This window comes from Arcicella aurantiaca (genome assembly GCF_003148625.1).
In the GTDB taxonomy this organism is placed as follows: domain Bacteria; phylum Bacteroidota; class Bacteroidia; order Cytophagales; family Spirosomataceae; genus Arcicella; species Arcicella aurantiaca.
Map to the genome: position 1 here is coordinate 45,510 of NZ_QGGO01000005.1, position 18,323 is coordinate 63,832.

Annotated in this window: 21 protein-coding genes; 3 read left to right on the forward strand and 18 right to left on the reverse strand. The window is 34.9% G+C overall.

Annotated elements, in window-relative coordinates:
• The first annotated feature begins 187 nt into the window (after positions 1-187).
• The 3 genes from LV89_RS05975 to LV89_RS05985 all read left to right on the forward strand — a co-directional run bounded on the left by LV89_RS05975 (position 188) and on the right by LV89_RS05985 (position 3,647).
• Positions 188-406 (forward strand): FeoA family protein, encoded by a 219-nt coding sequence (locus tag LV89_RS05975; RefSeq protein ID WP_310588766.1) that lies wholly within the window; start codon positions 188-190, stop codon positions 404-406.
• Between the two features lie 71 nt (positions 407-477).
• Complete coding sequence (feoB, locus tag LV89_RS05980) at positions 478-2,598, forward strand: ferrous iron transport protein B (protein ID WP_109741963.1); 2,121 nt, start codon at positions 478-480, stop codon at positions 2,596-2,598.
• 383 nt (positions 2,599-2,981) lie between these two features.
• Positions 2,982-3,647, forward strand: a complete 666-nt coding sequence (locus LV89_RS05985) for a TIGR04282 family arsenosugar biosynthesis glycosyltransferase (protein ID WP_109741964.1) — start codon at positions 2,982-2,984, stop codon at positions 3,645-3,647.
• Positions 3,648-3,649: 2 nt separating this feature from the next.
• On the opposite strand, the gene LV89_RS05990 is transcribed toward LV89_RS05985, so the two are convergent.
• From LV89_RS05990 to rpsN, 18 genes are all read right to left on the reverse strand, one after another.
• Positions 3,650-4,252 carry a precorrin-2 dehydrogenase/sirohydrochlorin ferrochelatase family protein gene (locus LV89_RS05990; RefSeq protein ID WP_109741965.1) on the reverse strand — a complete coding sequence of 201 codons (603 nt, stop codon included), beginning with the start codon at positions 4,250-4,252 and terminating at the stop codon, positions 3,650-3,652.
• A 489-nt stretch (positions 4,253-4,741) separates the two neighbouring features.
• Positions 4,742-8,206: a GEVED domain-containing protein gene (locus tag LV89_RS05995; protein ID WP_109741966.1), complete on the reverse strand. Its 3,465-nt coding sequence runs from the start codon at positions 8,204-8,206 to the stop codon at positions 4,742-4,744.
• A gap of 402 nt (positions 8,207-8,608) precedes the next feature.
• Entirely contained in the window at positions 8,609-9,148 is a 540-nt protein-coding gene (rplQ, locus tag LV89_RS06000; protein WP_109741967.1) for a 50S ribosomal protein L17, read from the reverse strand.
• A gap of 166 nt (positions 9,149-9,314) precedes the next feature.
• Entirely contained in the window at positions 9,315-10,304 is a 990-nt protein-coding gene (locus LV89_RS06005) for a DNA-directed RNA polymerase subunit alpha (RefSeq protein WP_109741968.1), read from the reverse strand.
• Positions 10,305-10,609: 305 nt separating this feature from the next.
• Positions 10,610-11,215, reverse strand: coding sequence for a 30S ribosomal protein S4 (gene rpsD, locus LV89_RS06010; protein ID WP_109742166.1), 606 nt, complete (start codon positions 11,213-11,215; stop codon positions 10,610-10,612).
• A 127-nt stretch (positions 11,216-11,342) separates the two neighbouring features.
• Positions 11,343-11,738: a 30S ribosomal protein S11 gene (rpsK, locus tag LV89_RS06015; RefSeq protein WP_109741969.1), complete on the reverse strand. Its 396-nt coding sequence runs from the start codon at positions 11,736-11,738 to the stop codon at positions 11,343-11,345.
• 115 nt (positions 11,739-11,853) lie between these two features.
• Positions 11,854-12,231 carry a 30S ribosomal protein S13 gene (rpsM, locus tag LV89_RS06020; protein WP_109741970.1) on the reverse strand — a complete coding sequence of 126 codons (378 nt, stop codon included), beginning with the start codon at positions 12,229-12,231 and terminating at the stop codon, positions 11,854-11,856.
• 57 nt (positions 12,232-12,288) lie between these two features.
• Positions 12,289-12,405, reverse strand: a complete 117-nt coding sequence (gene rpmJ, locus LV89_RS06025; protein WP_109741971.1) for a 50S ribosomal protein L36 — start codon at positions 12,403-12,405, stop codon at positions 12,289-12,291.
• A 15-nt stretch (positions 12,406-12,420) separates the two neighbouring features.
• Positions 12,421-12,639, reverse strand: coding sequence for a translation initiation factor IF-1 (infA, locus tag LV89_RS06030; RefSeq protein WP_095160735.1), 219 nt, complete (start codon positions 12,637-12,639; stop codon positions 12,421-12,423).
• A 2-nt stretch (positions 12,640-12,641) separates the two neighbouring features.
• The gene (map, locus tag LV89_RS06035; RefSeq protein WP_109741972.1) at positions 12,642-13,448 is read right to left on the reverse strand and encodes a type I methionyl aminopeptidase; all 807 of its coding nucleotides are present in this window, start codon (positions 13,446-13,448) and stop codon (positions 12,642-12,644) included.
• Between the two features lie 30 nt (positions 13,449-13,478).
• Positions 13,479-14,801, reverse strand: coding sequence for a preprotein translocase subunit SecY (gene secY / locus LV89_RS06040; RefSeq protein WP_109741973.1), 1,323 nt, complete (start codon positions 14,799-14,801; stop codon positions 13,479-13,481).
• A 174-nt stretch (positions 14,802-14,975) separates the two neighbouring features.
• Positions 14,976-15,422, reverse strand: a complete 447-nt coding sequence (gene rplO / locus LV89_RS06045; RefSeq protein ID WP_109742167.1) for a 50S ribosomal protein L15 — start codon at positions 15,420-15,422, stop codon at positions 14,976-14,978.
• 101 nt (positions 15,423-15,523) lie between these two features.
• Entirely contained in the window at positions 15,524-15,703 is a 180-nt protein-coding gene (gene rpmD / locus LV89_RS06050) for a 50S ribosomal protein L30 (RefSeq protein ID WP_109741974.1), read from the reverse strand.
• An 88-nt stretch (positions 15,704-15,791) separates the two neighbouring features.
• A complete protein-coding gene (gene rpsE / locus LV89_RS06055; RefSeq protein WP_109741975.1) occupies positions 15,792-16,310 on the reverse strand; it encodes a 30S ribosomal protein S5 in 519 nt (172 codons plus the stop codon).
• Positions 16,311-16,368: 58 nt separating this feature from the next.
• Positions 16,369-16,716: a 50S ribosomal protein L18 gene (rplR, locus tag LV89_RS06060; protein ID WP_109741976.1), complete on the reverse strand. Its 348-nt coding sequence runs from the start codon at positions 16,714-16,716 to the stop codon at positions 16,369-16,371.
• Positions 16,717-16,842: 126 nt separating this feature from the next.
• A complete protein-coding gene (gene rplF, locus LV89_RS06065; RefSeq protein WP_109741977.1) occupies positions 16,843-17,397 on the reverse strand; it encodes a 50S ribosomal protein L6 in 555 nt (184 codons plus the stop codon).
• Between the two features lie 86 nt (positions 17,398-17,483).
• Positions 17,484-17,879: a 30S ribosomal protein S8 gene (gene rpsH / locus LV89_RS06070; protein WP_109741978.1), complete on the reverse strand. Its 396-nt coding sequence runs from the start codon at positions 17,877-17,879 to the stop codon at positions 17,484-17,486.
• Positions 17,880-18,052: 173 nt separating this feature from the next.
• Complete coding sequence (gene rpsN, locus LV89_RS06075; protein WP_109741979.1) at positions 18,053-18,322, reverse strand: 30S ribosomal protein S14; 270 nt, start codon at positions 18,320-18,322, stop codon at positions 18,053-18,055.
• Position 18,323 lies beyond the last annotated feature (1 nt).

Sequence of the window (18,323 nt, forward strand, 5' to 3'; positions counted from 1 at the left end):
ATCGAAAATGTTTTCCTCCCGAATAGTTTACAATGAAGGAACTCTTTGGTAATTTTGTTTTGTTTTGAATAAATCTAAATAAGAGTATTTTCAGTTATCAGTAAACAATTATCAGTTATGCAGTAAGGAGATTACTGACATAACTTTTATGCTCTGATAACTACTTACTGATAACTGATAACTGAATTTGAAAACTATAGCAGATTTGAAAATTGGAGAAAGAGGTATCATCGTTAATTTTACCGACGAAGGGCTTTCTCTAAAATTATTAGAAATGGGCTGTTTGCCAGGTACGCAAGTGACCATGACACACATCGCACCTTTCGGTGACCCTATTGCGGTCAAAGTTACGGGGTATGTTCTTTCCATGCGAAAGGACGAAGCTGCAACAATTATTGTAGCTTAGAGTTTTAACGATTGGTGTATCATCTTTACTAATCACTTATAAAAGATAGCCAATAAAACGGTTTACAAGTTTTGAAAAAATTACCAAAAATAGCCCTTATCGGCAATCCCAATGCAGGAAAATCGTCACTGTTTAACTCTATAACGGGTTTACGCCAAAAAACTGGTAATTTTCCCGGAGTTACGATGGATATGCTCATTGGCAAGTGGCACTTGGATAATGGCGGAGATGCAGAAATTCTGGATTTACCCGGAATTTATAGTATTTACCCAAAATCAGTTGATGAACAAGTCGTTATTAATATTTTAGCAAATCCACAACACCCAGATTATCCAGATTTAGCCATCGTTGTTGTTGATGCGTCCAATATTAAACGTAATCTTTTGTTATTCAGTCAGGTACGAGATTTAGGAATTCCTACGGTTTTGGCTTTGAATATGATTGACGTTGCTGAAAATCAAGGAATTGTTATTAATTCTGTAAAATTAGCACGAGAACTCAACGTTGAAGTTGCCGAAGTAAATGCCAAAAAAGGGATTGGGCTCAACGGTTTGCGTTTGGCCGTAAACAAAACCTTAGAGTCTGGCTATAATTCAAATGATTCTTTACCAATGGAATATTCTCATGAATTGGTAGCGGAAATCAAACAGAAATATGGCGATACTGACGACTATCACGCTCTTTTGTGGCTTTCTGAACACGATAATTTGCAACAATTCAATACTCAACAAAGAGTAGGTTTTGATAAACTACAAGAAAAGTACGGTTGGAATACGCAAAATGCACAGTCGAAAGAGACAATGGCAAGATACGCCCAACTCAATGAAATTGTTGATAATTGTCTTCACCAAATGCCTGTTGAAGATGAAGTTGTTAATACTTGGACTGACCGTTTGGATAAAATTTTCTTACATCGTTTTTGGGGATATTTTATTTTCTTGGGAATCTTATTCATCATGTTCCAAGCCATTTTTACTTGGGCAACTTACCCGATGGACTTGATTGATGGTGGAGTCGCTCAATTAAATGACTTTTTGAAATCTCAACTCCCTCCTACCAAATTAACCGATTTATTGACCGATGGGCTAATTGCAGGGATTGGTGGTGTTTTGATTTTCATTCCTCAAATTGCCTTTTTATTCTTGTTTATTTCGCTTTTGGAAGAGACAGGTTATATGTCGAGAGTAATGTTTATTATGGATAAACTTATGCGACGTTTTGGCTTAAACGGAAAATCGGTTGTACCACTCATTTCAGGCGTTGCCTGTGCCGTTCCTGCCATTATGAGTACCCGAAGCATTACTTCATGGAAAGACAGATTAATTACCATCATGGTAACGCCGCTAATGTCATGCTCTGCTCGTTTGCCAATTTATACGGTGCTTATCGCTTTAGTTGTTCCCGAAAAAAGTACGCTTTTCGGAATCTTTAATCTTCAAGGCGTTGCATTATTTGCTTTGTACTTATTAGGTTTCTTTATGGCTTTATTTTCGGCTTGGGTCATGAAAATCCTTTTGAAAGTTAAAGAAAGAAGCTATTTCATCATGGAATTACCTTCTTACAAAGGGCCCCGTTTTTCACACGTAATGTTTACCATTTGGAATTCTACTAAAGCATTTGTTTTTGAAGCAGGAAAAATCATCGTTGCGATTTCTATTGTACTTTGGGTTTTTGCAAGTTATGGACCCGGAGACGCCATCGAACAAGCTGAAATTAATGTTAAAATGCAAAATCCAACATTGACAGGTATTGATTTAGAGAATAAAATTGCGGCTCAAAAATTAGAAAATTCGTATGCAGGACATTTTGGCAAGTTCATTGAACCTGCTATTAAACCTTTAGGTTACGACTGGAAAATTGGAATTGCCTTGATAACGTCTTTTGCAGCACGTGAAGTTTTTGTGGGGACAATGTCAACCATTTATAGTTTAGGTGGCGAAGTTGAAGACGAAAACGCAACAGTCATGAACAGAATGCGTGCAGAAATCAATCCTGAAACAGGAAAGCCACTCTATGATGCTGCTTTGGGCTTTTCACTACTCATATTTTACGCTTTTGCGATGCAATGTATGAGTACGCTCGCAACTACTTATCGAGAAACCAAGTCGTGGAAATATCCTGCAATACAGTTTTTCTATATGACTTCTTTAGCTTATTTTTCAGCATTCATTGTTTATCAATTTTTGAAATAATAAAACTGATTTATACTTTATAAAAAAGGAATTGCGTATCTGAGCGTTTTGAACGACGACTTCCGTAAAGTACGCATCAAATTTTTATAATTGGTATTAGAAAACAATAAAGCCTGTAAGATTGAAAACTTACAGGCTTTATTGTTTTGTCTAAGGTAAAGTTCCACAAAATTTAATAGCTCCCTATCATCAATTTTAGATTTGCATTTTGCTTCTTTATCTCGCTTCATCAAATAATTAAGTAAATAATATCCGAAAGTCTATACAAAGACAACTTTTGACGAAATTCCACTTTTTTATTTGGGCGATTAATACTCAAGTCCTATCTTGAAATAGGATAAAACAAAGATTTTTTTTCTGTTAAACAAGTATTAAACAAAGCAATGCCTCATCAACACGCCCTAATTATTTTTATCGACAATTCCCTAAAAAGAGAAAATAATAAACTTATAGAGAAACTCGGTCTTGAAAAAACTCAAGCAATTCAACAGGTTTTAATGCAAATTACTCAGTCTATTACTGACCAATTGTTATATACTAAAATCATTTTTTATTCTGACTATATTAACCAAAATGACAATTGGAGCAATACTGATTATGATAAGCAATTGCAAAACGGTAAAAATATAGGCGAACGCATGAGAAATGCCTTTGAGTATGCTTTTAACCTAAAAGATAAAAATATCAAACAAGCGTGTATCATTTGGGGCGATGTTACCGAATTAACGCTTTGGCATCTTACCAAATCATATTATGCACTGAATACTCACGATTGCGTTCTTGGCCCAAGCAATAATGGTACTTATTATTTATTAGGAATGAAAAACCTGATTGAAGAGGTTTTTCAAAACAAATCTCAGGGAAACTCCAACATGATTCGTACAACTTGTGATGAAATGTACCAACTACGGAAATCATATTATTTGCTCCCATATCTTTCTGATATAAATTCTATCGAAAATTTCACCCCACAATTTTCAAAATTATTGCACGAAGCTGGAATTATCTCGGAGGACGAATTAATCAATTTAAAAGATTCAAAACAGTAAATTCACGATTTTCGCTCATTGACCATACTTTCAGTTACTTCATTCAAGACTCTAATTTTCTCTTGAAAATCTCCCTTAATTGACTTTCTGATTTCTCGAAGATTATCTAACAACTGTTGGATATTTTCGGGAATGATGTCGTCTAAAAACTCTCTCATTCGTTTTGCCATAGTTGGCGATTTTCCATTGGTGGAAATTCCAATTTTCAAATCTCCCTTCTGCACAATTGAACCCAAATAAAAATCACATAAATCGGGCGTATCAGCTACATTGCAAAGGATATGGCGTTCGGCAGTAACTCGTTTGATGCTGGCGTGTAAATCAGGATTATCCGTAGCCAAAATCACCAAATCCTTATCATTCAAATCGTTAAAGTCAAATTTTCTTTCTACTAAAACAACCTTTGGATAACCTTTCACATATTCTCTGATTTCATCTCGAAAAAAATCCGCCACAACTGTTACACATGAATCTGGACTATTATTCAACATGGCTGAAAGTTTTTCTAAGCCCACATTTCCACCACCCACTAATAGAACGTTGAGTTCTTCCAACTTCAAAAAAACTGGAAAAAGACGATTTTTAATTTCTTGATTATTTTGCATATTTAGAATTGAAAATTCTATGAATTTGGTATAAATTACAAATCTATTGATTTAACAGAACCTAAAACTATTTATTACAGACAAATTTAGCCCACTCTTGTACAGACTTTATTGATTTACAGGGATAATCTATTAAATCCTTATATTTAAAAAATTGCTTTTCGCATCATTTTCGGTGGGTTAAAACCCACCGCTACAAAATTTAACCGAGCCTATGGCTCTAAATCGATATTCAAATACTTGTGTATAAACCGTAGCCTTTGGAAGGACGACCTCCGTAAAGTACGCATCAAATCTTTAAAATGGTATAAGGTTAAAACCACCAAAATGTACTTTACTACATTAAGTAATTATTTTGCCTTACTCAATAGACTTCTTGCGAAAGTGTTTGTATCCGTAAAACAACATTTTTTTTCAAGAACTCTAATCAAGAACTGGCAAATTCATGCTGTTTACTAACACAAAAGTAACTTCAAAAATTTTACATTCTCAATATCCTAAAGAAAGTTTGCTTGCTGGAGTTGAGAATTGAAGGTTTGTTGCCTCTCCGACTTCAAGGCATTGTGCTGCTGCCGTAGCAGTGGTAATTGTAACAGTATCATTAGGTCTAATGATTACTAAATCGCCATTCTGAGGACTTCTACCAATACTCCACGTACTTGGTGATTCCCAATTTCCAGAAGTTATACTGGTTAATTCCTCTCCTGATGGAATCACTTTTAGAAAAACATCAGGACTGTTTCCTGTCAAACAACTTGTTCCTCCATTTGTTTCTATACATTGGGCAAAATATTTTTCTGAGCATTTTGGGGAAATTGGCATAACTACCGAACCACCCATTTTTTTTTGCCAAACTAATACTCCCATACAACCAGTAGCTTGAAGATTTACAAAATTGCCATAATTAACTGTAACCAACGTTGAAGAAACACTTGGCGGAGAACTAACAGTTAACGTGGCTATACTTGAATAAGCAACAGGTGCAGTGCTATATTTAACCACTGCCCGATAATATTTTGTAGAAGCAACATTTTGTGTATTCAGCGTATTAGTAGTATTTTCAATATCAGTGGCAGGACTAAAATTAATATTATCCGCAGATTGCCATTTTAAAATATCTCCTGTCTGCCCACTTAGAGTTAAGGTATTGTTATTGATATTTGGACATATTCTTGCACTTCCAGAAACATCTCCCCCTACCGAAATCAGTTGAAACAGATTGACGGAATAATCCTCTCCCTCTCCATAATAATAATTAGCACATGGGTCTGTCGGAGCTGAACCACTTCTACTTCTTACTCGCATACGAGTATTACCTTGCAATGTTGTATTAGGAATAGTAAATGTACCCGAAAGAGAATAGCCACTCGTTGGGGATTGCCAAACCAATTCACCCGCATCCGCAAAGCTATTATTTTTATTGTAATCAATCCATACACTAAAATACTGCGAATAATACCCATTTGACCCATAATAGCCTTTTACATTTACTGTATAAATACTATCACCTTTTAGAACTGGTGCTGTCAGGTTAGTATAATCACTAAAATTATCGCTTGAACAGTTTGAATTGTCATTGTCCAACAAAATTCTATTGGTACTATTTTGCAACCATACTCTATTAATGGCTATTTTAGCAGTTGTACTACTGGGCGAACAAACAGAAGTATATAAGGGTACACAATATGGAATCACACTTACGCCTACCGAACCAGTTACATTCGCAACGCCACAACTACCCGATGCCGACACAATCGTAAAATTGGTAGAAGCAATTGGTTTTACGTAAAAATCATAGGTATCAGTTGTAATTCCCGTTACAGTTTTGCCATTTGATAATACAAAAGCGTATGGCTTCGCTCCCACAAAAGTGATTCTCAGAAGGCTACTATCTCCAGCAGATATTACACCTTTGCTCAACAACGAAAGAGTAGCAGTGGCAATACCATACCCAAAACTAACACTCTCATTACCCATGATAACAGGGCTACTTCCTTTAACTCTTAATTTATATAAACTCGCAGACTCCGCTGTGTTGGGCATAGTTATCGTAATAGGACTCATCGTTCCTGAACCTACCACCAAAGGAGTTTGCCCAAATACTCCATTTGCGTCGGATAACTCTACTGTAAAATTATTATCGGCATTAGCGATATAATTGATATTAAAATTTAATGACGTAGTATTATTACTTGGACATAATAATGCAGGAGAGTTATTTACCGTAATCGATTTTACCACTGAAAGTAAATAATCCTCTGTTTCACCTGAATTATTAGCATCACATGGACTCGTCACAATACCTTCATATTGAGCTTTGCTTCTTATTCTTAATCTTATATTTCCAACATTGGTCATAGCTGGAATTGTAAAAACGCCATCAATTTGCGTTGTACCGTACATCACCCCACTCCCCGAACTCTGATAAATCATTTCACCTACATCATCAAAATCATTGTCTTGATTAGCATCTATCCAAATTCCAATATGCTGAGGATAATAGCCATTAAGGTATCCAGTTTTCATTGAAAAATTATACGCTTTACCTGCATTCATAGTTGGTGAAGCCAGATTTGTAAAATCTCCATAGCTATTTGATGAACAACCACTATTAGAATTGTCCAAAATAGTTATTCCTGTATTATTCACGATTTTAAACACATTGATATTTCCATTACTAATACAAGCCGACGTTTGCAGAGGGCCACAAATCGCAGGCGTAGTAATAGCTGGTATAACGGTATTGTAGTTTTCTTTCGTATTTGATGCCTTCACTCGGTAATAATATGTCATATTTCTTACCACATTTCTATCTACAAAATTTACTATATCAGCATCTACACCCCCAATTGCTACAAACCCTTCAGTCGAAGAAGTTATTGAACGTTCTATAATATAACCCGTTTCAACGTTAGAATTATCTGTCCAAGTAATTGAAACACCCGATGAAACACCCGTTGACAGGTTTGTCAAAACCACATTTGTTGCAACATTTTGAGCAGTCTCCGCACAGTCCAAAGTATAACGATTGTTGACATCAGGATTAGGAGTATTATTCACCGCCAAAGCAGCATTGATTCTGGCATATTGTCCTCTCGAAAAATTATATGGTGAACAAAAATAGTAATTCATTATATTTAAGGAAGAAGGCATAAAATGGTCGCCATTAGCATCTACAACGGTTATGCCATCTCCTGATTCATTGCACGACGACAACTCTCCACCATTTAGATTATAAGGGTCTGCGGGTGTATCACAAACAAAATCTCCTGTTGTTAAGCAATTGGAAGAAACTCTTGGACTTATTTCAGTTGAATTTCGAGTAACCAATTCTCGAAGTGAAATATTTGATGAAGCACTATTATTAAAAGTATGAGAAAGGTTAAAGTAATGTCCTAATTCGTGAGCCAAAGTCTTATTATCATCCGTCTGAGCATTAAGAATAAATGTTCGATTATTCGTTTTACTTTGGGTCATTCCAAATGAAAATCCTCCAACACCACCTAAACTATTACTAAAATAAATATTGTGAGCATTATTAACATTATTCGCCGCCGTAATAGAATCTCGATTAAAAGCCGTAGTATTCCAATTATACATAGCGGTTTTATTAATGTAATTGGGAGTATTTGAAGAAGTTCCACAGATATAAAATTGAATACCTGCATTAATAAAATATTGATTGCATATAGCAATAGCATTATTAAATGCACCCATATTCAAATCGGTTATTCCAGCATCAGTTCTCACAAAATGAGGTTTTACAGCAATATAAGTAATACCATAAAGCAATCCATCTTGTGTTGAGTAGGATTTATATTGTTGAATTAACTTCTGGGTAATAAGTTCTTCTTGATAGCTTACATCAGGCTTTCCACAAGGTAATTGAGCATACAAAACATAATGACTCATCAACATAAAAATGAGTCCCCAAATAATACTATTTTTTTTCATAATTAATCAAAACAATGAGGAATTAATACCAATTTTAAAGATTTGATGCGTACTTGGAAGGCGTCGTTTAAAACGACGATTTCCGTTGAGACTCAGATATGCAAAACCTTTTTCAAACAGCTTCTTAGTATAAGATATAAGGATTAAAATCAAGTAAAAAACGGCATACAACCTTGAGTTGCCATAATTTTTCTTTAGAAAAAATAAAACTGTTTTAAAGTAATTGAATAAAAATCACTTTCAAATCGTAACTATTCCACAATGGCTAAAACACATGAATATTTAACGACTAAAACCTACTAATTCATTCCACACCAATTCTCGCTTTTAATTACACCATTTATCATAAAAAAAGGGCTTTAACCTAAGTTAAAACCCTTTTTTAAGATAAATCTTTGAAAATTACTCTGCTGCTTTTTCTTCTTCTGAAGTTTCAGTAGCAGGAGCTTCGTCTTCAACAACCTCAGCAGAAGGAGCCTCAGCAGCAGGAGTAGCTTCAACAGCAACTTCTTCTTTCTTAGCACCACTTCTACGGCTACGACGAGTTTTAACTGCTTTTTCTTCAGTTGCAGCTAACATCGTCTCGTTGAAGTCAACTAATTCCATCAAGCACATCTCAGCATTATCACCAAGACGATTACCTAATTTAATAATTCTTGTATAACCACCTGGGCGATTAGCAACTTTCTCAGCAACTACACCAAAAAGCTCTTTAATAGCTTCTTTGTTTTGTAAGTAAGAGAATACAACACGACGATTGTTAGTATCATCCGTTTTAGCTTTTGTAATCAAAGGCTCAGCGTATTTTCTTAATTCTTTAGCTTTCGCTAATGTAGTTTCGATTCTTTTGTGAAGAATCAATGAAGAAGCCATGTTCGACAACATAGCGGCTCTGTGAGGAGCAGTTCTACCTAAATGGTTGTTTTTTTTACCGTGTCTCATTGTATTGGAGTAAGTTTAAAATGACTAATGAATCTTCCAACGAAAAAACATCTATCACTGCGGTTAAGTTAATTCACATCAACTCACCTATTACTGCTTTTAGTTAAAAATAATAATAAGGTATAAACTAAGTTTTCAGTTTATACCTTATTATTTTAAATCAGAATCAGTCTTCATCTAAACGGTAACGAACAACGTCCATACCAAAATGAAGTCCCTTATCTTCAATTAATTGCTCTAATTCTGTCAATGATTTTTTACCGAAATTACGGAATTTCATCATATCTGAAATTTCTAATCTTGCTAAATCACCTAAAGTTTTCACATCAGCTGATTTTAAACAGTTGTAAGCACGTACAGATAAGTCTAAATCTGCCAATGGTGTTTTCAACAATTTTCTCATGTGTAACATTTCTTCATCCACAACATTGTCTTCCTCAGCCTTCATTGACTCGAAAGTCATCGTTTGGTCAGAGAATAACATGAAGTGTTGAATCAAGATATACGCAGCTCCTTTCAAGGCATCTTCAGGGTGGATAGAACCATCCGTTTCAATGTCAATAACTAACTTTTCGTAATCTGTTTTTTGCTCAACACGAGTATTTTCGATACTAAATTTCACGTTTTTAATTGGCGTGTAAATAGCATCGATTGGAATGTGTCCGAACGGTGGTTCAGAATTTCTAACTTCGTCAGAAGGAACATAACCACGACCTTTCTCAACGATGATTTCCATTTCAAACTCTTTTGACTCATCAAGGTTACAGATAACTAAATCTGGATTCAAGATGTCAAAATAGTTAGTAAATTTAGAAATATCACCCGCTTTCAAAGTCGTCTGACCTTTAACTCTAACGTTAATTTTGTTTTCGAGAATTTCTTGAGATTTCTTAAAACGAACTTTTTTCAAGTTCAAAATAATCTCAGTCATGTCCTCAATCACGCCTTCAATGGCTGAAAATTCGTGCTGAACTCCTCCAACCTTAACGCTTGTAATAGCGTAGCCTTCTAAAGAAGACAATAAGATTCTACGAAGTGCATTACCGATTGTAACGCCATAGCCTTTTTCGAGTGGCTTAAACTCAAATAACCCGTGAAAGTCGTCGGCTTTTTCCATGACAACTTTATCGGGCATTTGGAATGCTAATATTGACATATTTCGTAGCGTAATTTACCTTGGAATGTATTAAGAATAGAGTAACCGATTCGCAATTTACAAATAAAGTCTGTGATTCAACGAATATTCCATAAAATATTTACAAAAATAACTTGACAATCATAAACTTATCATTTATATTACAAGTTTGCAAAAAAAATAAGCCCCATTTTCATGTATAAATTCAAGAAATTGGCAACTTTTGAAATATTGTTTAAAACAGACTTGACAGCATAAAATATGCTGTCAAATCTAATTTCAAAATGTATATTGCTAATAGTATTCCGAAGAATAATATTAAAAGATTACTTCGAGTAAAGTTCGACGATTGCCTGCTCATTAAAGTTTTCAGGAATATCTGAACGCTCAGGGTAAGAAACAAACTTACCAGTCATTGTAGGTGCATCCCACTCTAACCAATTGAAACGTTTTCCAGCTTTTCCAGTCAATGAGTTTGTAACAACTTCTAAAGATTTAGATTTCTCACGAACACTTACTAACTGACCTGGCTTTAATGAATATGAAGGAATGTTTACAATCTCTCCATCAACCATAATATGTTTGTGAATAACTAACTGACGTGCAGCACGACGAGTTGGAGCAATTCCTAAACGATAAACAGTATTGTCTAAACGTGCTTCACAAAGTTTCAATAAGTTTTCACCTTTGATACCTTCTCTTACAGCAGCTTTATGGAATAAGTTTTCGAATTGTTTTTCAAGAATACCATAAGTGTATTTCACTTTTTGTTTTTCTTTCAATTGTAAAGCATATTCTGAAACTTTACCACGTTTTCCTTTTCCGTGTTGACCTGGACCATAGTTTTTGCGAGCTAACGCTTTACTTGGACCTAAGATTGGCTCACCGAAACGACGAGCAATTTTTGATTTTGGACCTGTGTATCTTGCCATTATTTGATAAAATTGAGTCATTAGCCCTCTTATGACTAATGAAGTAATTATGAAACATAAAGAAACGAAGGGCAATAATTACTAATTACCCTTCGCTAATTTTTTACTTTTCAGATTAACTCTGAAATTATACTCTACGACGTTTTGGAGGACGACATCCGTTGTGAGGAAGTGGAGTAATATCTTTGATAGATAAAACTTCAATACCTGCATTAGAAACAGTTCTAATAGCAGATTCACGACCAGCACCAGGACCTTTCACAAAAACCTCTGCTTTTTTCATACCTGCCTCAACTGCAACTGCTGCACAGTTTGATGCTGCCATTTGTGCAGCATAAGGAGTATTCTTTTTAGAGCCTTTAAAGCCCATTTTACCAGCAGATGCCCAAGATATAACTTGACCTTGAGTATTTGTGATAGAGATAATGATATTGTTGAAAGAAGCTTTGATGTGTACTTGACCAACTGGTTCAATTACAACAACTCTTTTCTTTGCTTTGTCTTTTCTTTTAGCCTGTGCCATTTGTTTTTTTGTTTTCTATTCCAGTTTTGAGTACGTACATTCTATGAACAACCTTCTCATCTTAGAACCTTAGCGAATTGGGAATCTCTCTGTATCCTCAATCTCAGCTTAATTTTTACTTAGTTGCTTTTTTCTTGTTGGCAATAGTCTTACGTTTACCTTTACGAGTACGAGAGTTATTCTTCGTTCTCTGACCACGTAATGGAAGACCTTTACGGTGACGTAATCCACGATAACAACCAATGTCCATTAAACGTTTGATGTTCAACTGGATTTCAGAACGAAGTTGACCTTCAGTCTTGAATTCTCCAGCGATAATCGCACGGATGGCACTTGCTTCTTCATCGTTCCATTCGCCAGCTTTTTTGTCGAAAGAAATGTTAGCCTGTGTTAAAATTTTCTGAGCAGTGCTACGACCAATACCGAAGATATAAGTCAAAGCAATTTCGCCTCTTTTTTTGTCGGGAATATCAACCCCTGCAATACGAGCCATACTTTTTTAGCTTTTAGATTTTAAATAAGGAAGTTTCACAACTACCCTATTATATTATCATCCTTGTCTTTGTTTAAACTTTGGATTTTTCTTGTTAATAACGAAAAGTTTTCCGTGACGACGAATTACTTTACATTCAGCACTACGTTTCTTGATAGACGCTTTTACTTTCATTTTAGTAATTATTTTTTACTTGTAACGATACACTATTCTTGCTTTACTCAAATCATAAGGAGACATTTCTAATTTCACCTTATCACCAGGTAAGATTTTGATATAATTCATCCTCATCTTCCCTGAAATATGGGCAATCACTTGATGGGTATTCTCCAACTCAACTCTAAACATAGCATTTGAGAGAGCCTCAATGATAATTCCATCTACTTCTATTGATGATTGTTTTGCCATAATTAAATTTTAACGATATACTCGGATTTACTTATTGCTTCTTCGATATATTTAAACGTTGTCAATATATCAGCTTTGTTCTTTTTAACTGCAACGGTATGTTCAAAATGAGCAGAAGGTTTTCTATCTTGTGTTCTAATTGTCCAACCATCATTTTCTTGATGTATGCTCTTTTTACCTTGATTCACCATAGGTTCAATCGCAATAACCATGTTCTCTTTTAACTTAGGTCCATCTCCACGTTTACCATAGTTTGCAACTTCAGGCTTTTCATGTAAAGATTTCCCCACACCGTGTCCAACTAACTCTCTAACTATCGTAAAGCCTAAACTTTCACAATAGTGTTGAACAGCAAAACCTATATCTCCAATTCTTTTACCAAAAACAGCTTGTTCAATAGCCAAAGCTAAAGATTCCTTCGTTGTTCTTAGCAATTTAAGTGTTTCTTCTTTGACATTTCCAATAGCATAAGTATAAGCACTATCTGCATGAAAACCATTTTTATAAACACCGCAATCAATCGAAACTATATCTCCATCCTTTAGCTGATAGTTACTCGGAATTCCATGAACAACAATATCATTTACCGAGATACAAAGTGAAGCAGGAAATTTATTGCCACTTACATTGTAATTTAAAAATGAAGGATGTCCATTATTATCTTTAATGAATTCGAAAGCAATTTTATCTAACTCCTTTGTTGTTACTCCTGGTTTTATAATCTTTGCGACCTCGGCATGAGCTTGACCCAAAATAACTCCGTTGGCTCTGATTATATCTAACTCAGCATTTGTTTTTAAAAAAATCATCTTTTAAAGAGTCCTTTCAACTCTCTTGAATTATACGGTAGCTTGAGCTCTACCTTGTACTCTACCTGATTGCATCAATCCTTCGTATTTACGCATTAACAAGTAGCTTTCAATTTGTTGAAGAGTATCTAAAACAACTCCTACTAAAATTAATAATGATGTTCCTCCAAAGAATGAAGCAAAACCACGAGTAATTCCAAATAGTCCTGCAATAGCTGGCAAAATTGCAATGATAGCTAACATAATAGCTCCTGGAAGAGTAATTCTGTCTAAAATATCTGCAATAAAGTTTGAAGTTGCTTCTCCGGGTTTAACACCTGGAACAAATCCTCCCCCACGCTTCATATCATCTGAAATCTGGGTAGGGTTAATTGAAATTGCTGTATAGAAAAATGTAAATACAATAATCAAGAAGGCAAAAAGTAAATTATACCCCCATGAACTTGGGTCTCCAAAGTTTTGAACTACAGATTGTGCAAATTCACTTTTATCAGCAAATTGTCCTGCTAATAATCCAGGTACAAACATCAACGCTTGAGCGAAAATAATTGGCATAACTCCTGCAGCATTAAGCTTCAAAGGAATATACTGTCTTTCTCCACCAACAGCTGTTGAGGCTCTATTACCTACAACTTGCTTTGCATACTGAACGGGAATTCGACGAACAGCTTGAGTAACCATTACAGCTCCCATCACAACGAAGAATAAAGCAACCATTTCAATAACAAATAATAAAGCACCAGACATTCCACGAGATTGAGCCTCACCAATAATAGAACTTGGGAAACGAGATACAATACCAATCATAATTAGCATTGAAATACCATTACCAATTCCTTTATCTGTGATTTTTTCTCCTAACCACATACAAAACATAGTCCCTGCAATTAAAATAATCACTGAGAATATACGGAATGACCAAGCACTTACAACAATAGCTTCAGCAGGAATTGTTGTTTGTAAATAAGCAGTCGCTTGAGCAGCAGTTACTAATATTGTTAAAACACGAGTAATCTGATTCAACTTCTTACGTCCTGACTCTCCGTCTTTTTGCATTTTTTGGAAATAAGGCAATGCAATTGTCAATAACTGTATAGCAATTGACGCAGAAATATAAGGCATAATACCCAAAGCAAATATTGAAGCATTATTAAATGCTCCACCAGAGAACATATTTAATAATCCTAATAAACCTCCATCTCCTTTGGCATCCAATTTATTGGCATCTACTCCTGGCAATACAATGTATGAACCTAAGCGAAAAAAGGTAATAAACAACAGGGTATTAAGAATTCTACCTCTTAATTCCTCTATTGAGAAAATGTTTTTGATAGTGTTAATAAACTTGTTCATGCTATCTGTTTAAATAATCGTTAAGGAATAAAAATCCAAATTGTTCAACTTTTTCTTTAAATACAAATCTGTTGCCAGTTTTCGCACGATTACTTAAATATTTCTGTTGCCTATCCTGATTAATTTGAAAATTTCCATAAATCGAAGTTTTTTCGACTTATGGAAATAAATATTTTATCCAACAATTGCCTTTCCACCAGCTGCTTCAATTGCAGATTTAGCTGATGCTGAAAAACCTTTAACTGTTACTTCTAATGCTGATTTAACTTCACCACGAGAAAGGATTTTCACTAAGTCATTTTTAGAAACTAAACCATTGTGATACAATACATCATGATTGATTACTGAAACACCAGCAGATTCAGCTAATGCTTGCAAAGTATCAAGATTGATAGCTTTGTATTCTACTCGGTTAATATTTTTAAAACCAAATTTAGGGACACGACGTTGAAGAGGCATTTGACCACCTTCAAAACCACTCTTACGTGAATAACCTGAACGAGATTTAGCACCTTTGTGTCCACGAGCTGAAGTTGCTCCGATACCTGACCCCTGACCACGACCTACTCTTTTTCTAATTTTAGTAGAACCTTGTGCGGGTTTTAATGAAGAAAGATTCATTGTAAATTTTGTTAAATGTTTGCTAAACGCTACCTCACCGTGAGGCAACTCGCTTGTACTCGACCAAAAGGTCATCTAAACAGCAAGAGCTGGAGTAACTATTAGATATTTTCGATAACAATCATGTGTTTTACCGCACGAATCATTCCTTCGATTGCAGGGTTCAACTCTTTTTCTACGCTTTTGTTGATTTTACCTAAACCCAATGCTTGCATTGTACGTTTCTGAACTTCAGGGCGTTTGATTGTACTCTTAACTTGTGTAATTTTTACCTTTGACATGGCTTATTTGAATTCTAAATTATGAGTTATGAATTCGTATTGGTAATAGACCTCATAACTCATAATTCATAACTAATAATTAGAGTAATTACCCGTTAAATACTTTTGCTAATGATATTCCTCTTTGGAAAGCAACGGTATGTGGATTTCTCATTTTCACAAGAGCATCAACTGTTGCTTTAACCACGTTATGTGGGTTAGAAGAACCTTTAGATTTTGCTAATACGTCATGAACACCAGCAGATTCTAATACAGCACGCATTGCACCTCCAGCGATTACTCCAGTACCAGGAGCAGCAGGCTTTAACAATACGAAACCACCTGAGAATTTACCAATTTGTTCGTGAGGTACACTTGCTTTTAAAAGAGCAACTTGGAAAACGTTTTTCTTAGCATCTTCAATTCCTTTTGCGATAGCATCAGTAACTTCATTTGCTTTTCCTAAACCGAATCCAACAACGCCTTTACCATCACCTACTACTACGATAGCTGAAAAACTGAATCTACGTCCACCTTTAACAACTTTCGCTACACGATTGATAGCAACAACTTTTTCTTTTAATTCGCCTTCGTTAACCTTAATTGGTTTTGATATTAATTGCGACATTTTATCTGAATTTGAAAATTTGTGGATTTGAAACTGTCTCCAATTTCAAATTAACTCATTAGAATTTAAGACCTCCCTCTCTTGCACCTTCAGCAACTGCTTGAACACGTCCGTGATATAAATATCCATTACGGTCAAATACAACTGATGAAATCCCTGCTGCCAAAGCCTTTTCAGCAACTTTTGCTCCTACTAATTTAGCATTTTCAACGTTTCCGTTTGCCAATCCTAATTCTTTTGAAGAAGCTGCTGCTAATGTATGTCCTTTTACGTCATCAATAACTTGAGCATAGATACCTGCGTTTGAACGAAAAACAGATAATCTTGGCTTTTCAGCTGTACCAGAAATCTTTGCTCTGATTGACAACTTGATACGTAATCTTCTTGAATCTTTTTGCGTAGCCATTGTAATGTTTGTATGTTTTGTGGATTACCGACCCACGATTTCAATTTGGAAATAAATAATTTGAAAATTTGAAAACTAAATAAATTAACCTTCAAATTTTCAAATTGAAGAATTCTCAAATTATGATTATTTCTTACCACCAGTTTTACCAGCTTTTCTACGAATTTGTTCTCCAACAAAACGAATACCTTTACCTTTGTAAGGCTCAATTTTACGTAATGAACGAATTTTTGCTGATACTTGACCGACTAATTCTTTATCAATACCCTCAAGAGTAACTTTTGGATTCTGTCCTTTTTCCATTGCAGTTGTAACTTTCAATTCTGCAGGAATCTGAACAAATACACCGTGAGAATACCCTAAGGCTAATTCAAGGATATTCCCTTGATTAGAAGCTTTATAACCAACCCCAACAATTTCCATTTCAGCTTTATAACCTTCACTTACACCAACAACCATATTGTTGATTAATGAACGATATAAACCGTGCAATGCTTTGTGACGTTTTTGTTCAGTTGGACGAACTACGGTCATTTCTGCACCTTCAATTTCAACTGTAATATCAGGGTCAATTGTACGAGACAAAGTACCTTTTGGTCCTTTTACTGATACGTTATTTTTATCAACTGTAACTGTTACACCAGCAGGGATAATAATAACTTTTTTGCCAATTCTTGACATGACTTTGTGTTTTGTGCTTAAATGGAAGGTTATTTAATTATCTGTATTAACAAAAACTAAAACCGCTTCTTTCAGCAATGTGATTATTAATAAACGTGGCAAAGAACTTCACCACCTACGTTCAACACACGAGCTTCTTTGTCGGTGATAACGCCTTTTGATGTTGAAAGAATTGAAATACCTAATCCGTTTAATACACGTGGTAATTCACCTGCACCTTTGTACTTACGTAAACCTGGCTTAGAAATTCTTTCTAATTTAACGATTGCTGACTGCTTAGTAGTAGGATTATACTTCAATGCAATTTTGATAGTACCCTGTACAGTTGTATCGTCAAATTTGTAGTTTTGAATATATCCTTTATCAAAAAGAACTTTAGTTATTTCTTTTTTGATGTTAGAAGCAGGGATTTCAACGATTCTGTGACGTGCCTTGATGGCATTTCTCAATCGTGTTAAGTAATCTGCTATTGGATCTGTCATTGTTTTCGATATTTGAAACGAGCCTTATTTCTGAAAAGGCTCGCAAAATTACGGAATTAAATTTATAAAGACAAGTTGTTTTGAATTAAAGAGTTAAGGAAGTTCTAAAGTCTTTTAAATGTGTAATAATAAAATCTATTTAAAACACTCTAACCTTCTCTAACAATCAATAACTACCAACTTGATTTTGTTACACCTGGAATTAAACCATCAGATGCCATTTGGCGGAACGTAACACGGTTGATACCGAATTTACGCATATAACCTCTTGGACGACCTGTCAATTTACAACGGTTGTGTAAACGTACTGGAGAAGCATTTTTAGGTAATTTATCTAATCCTAAATAATCACCTGCTGCTTTCAAAGCTGCACGTTTTGCAGCATATTTAGCAACTGTAGCTTCTTTTTTTCTTTCTCTTGCTTTGACTGATTCTTTTGCCATT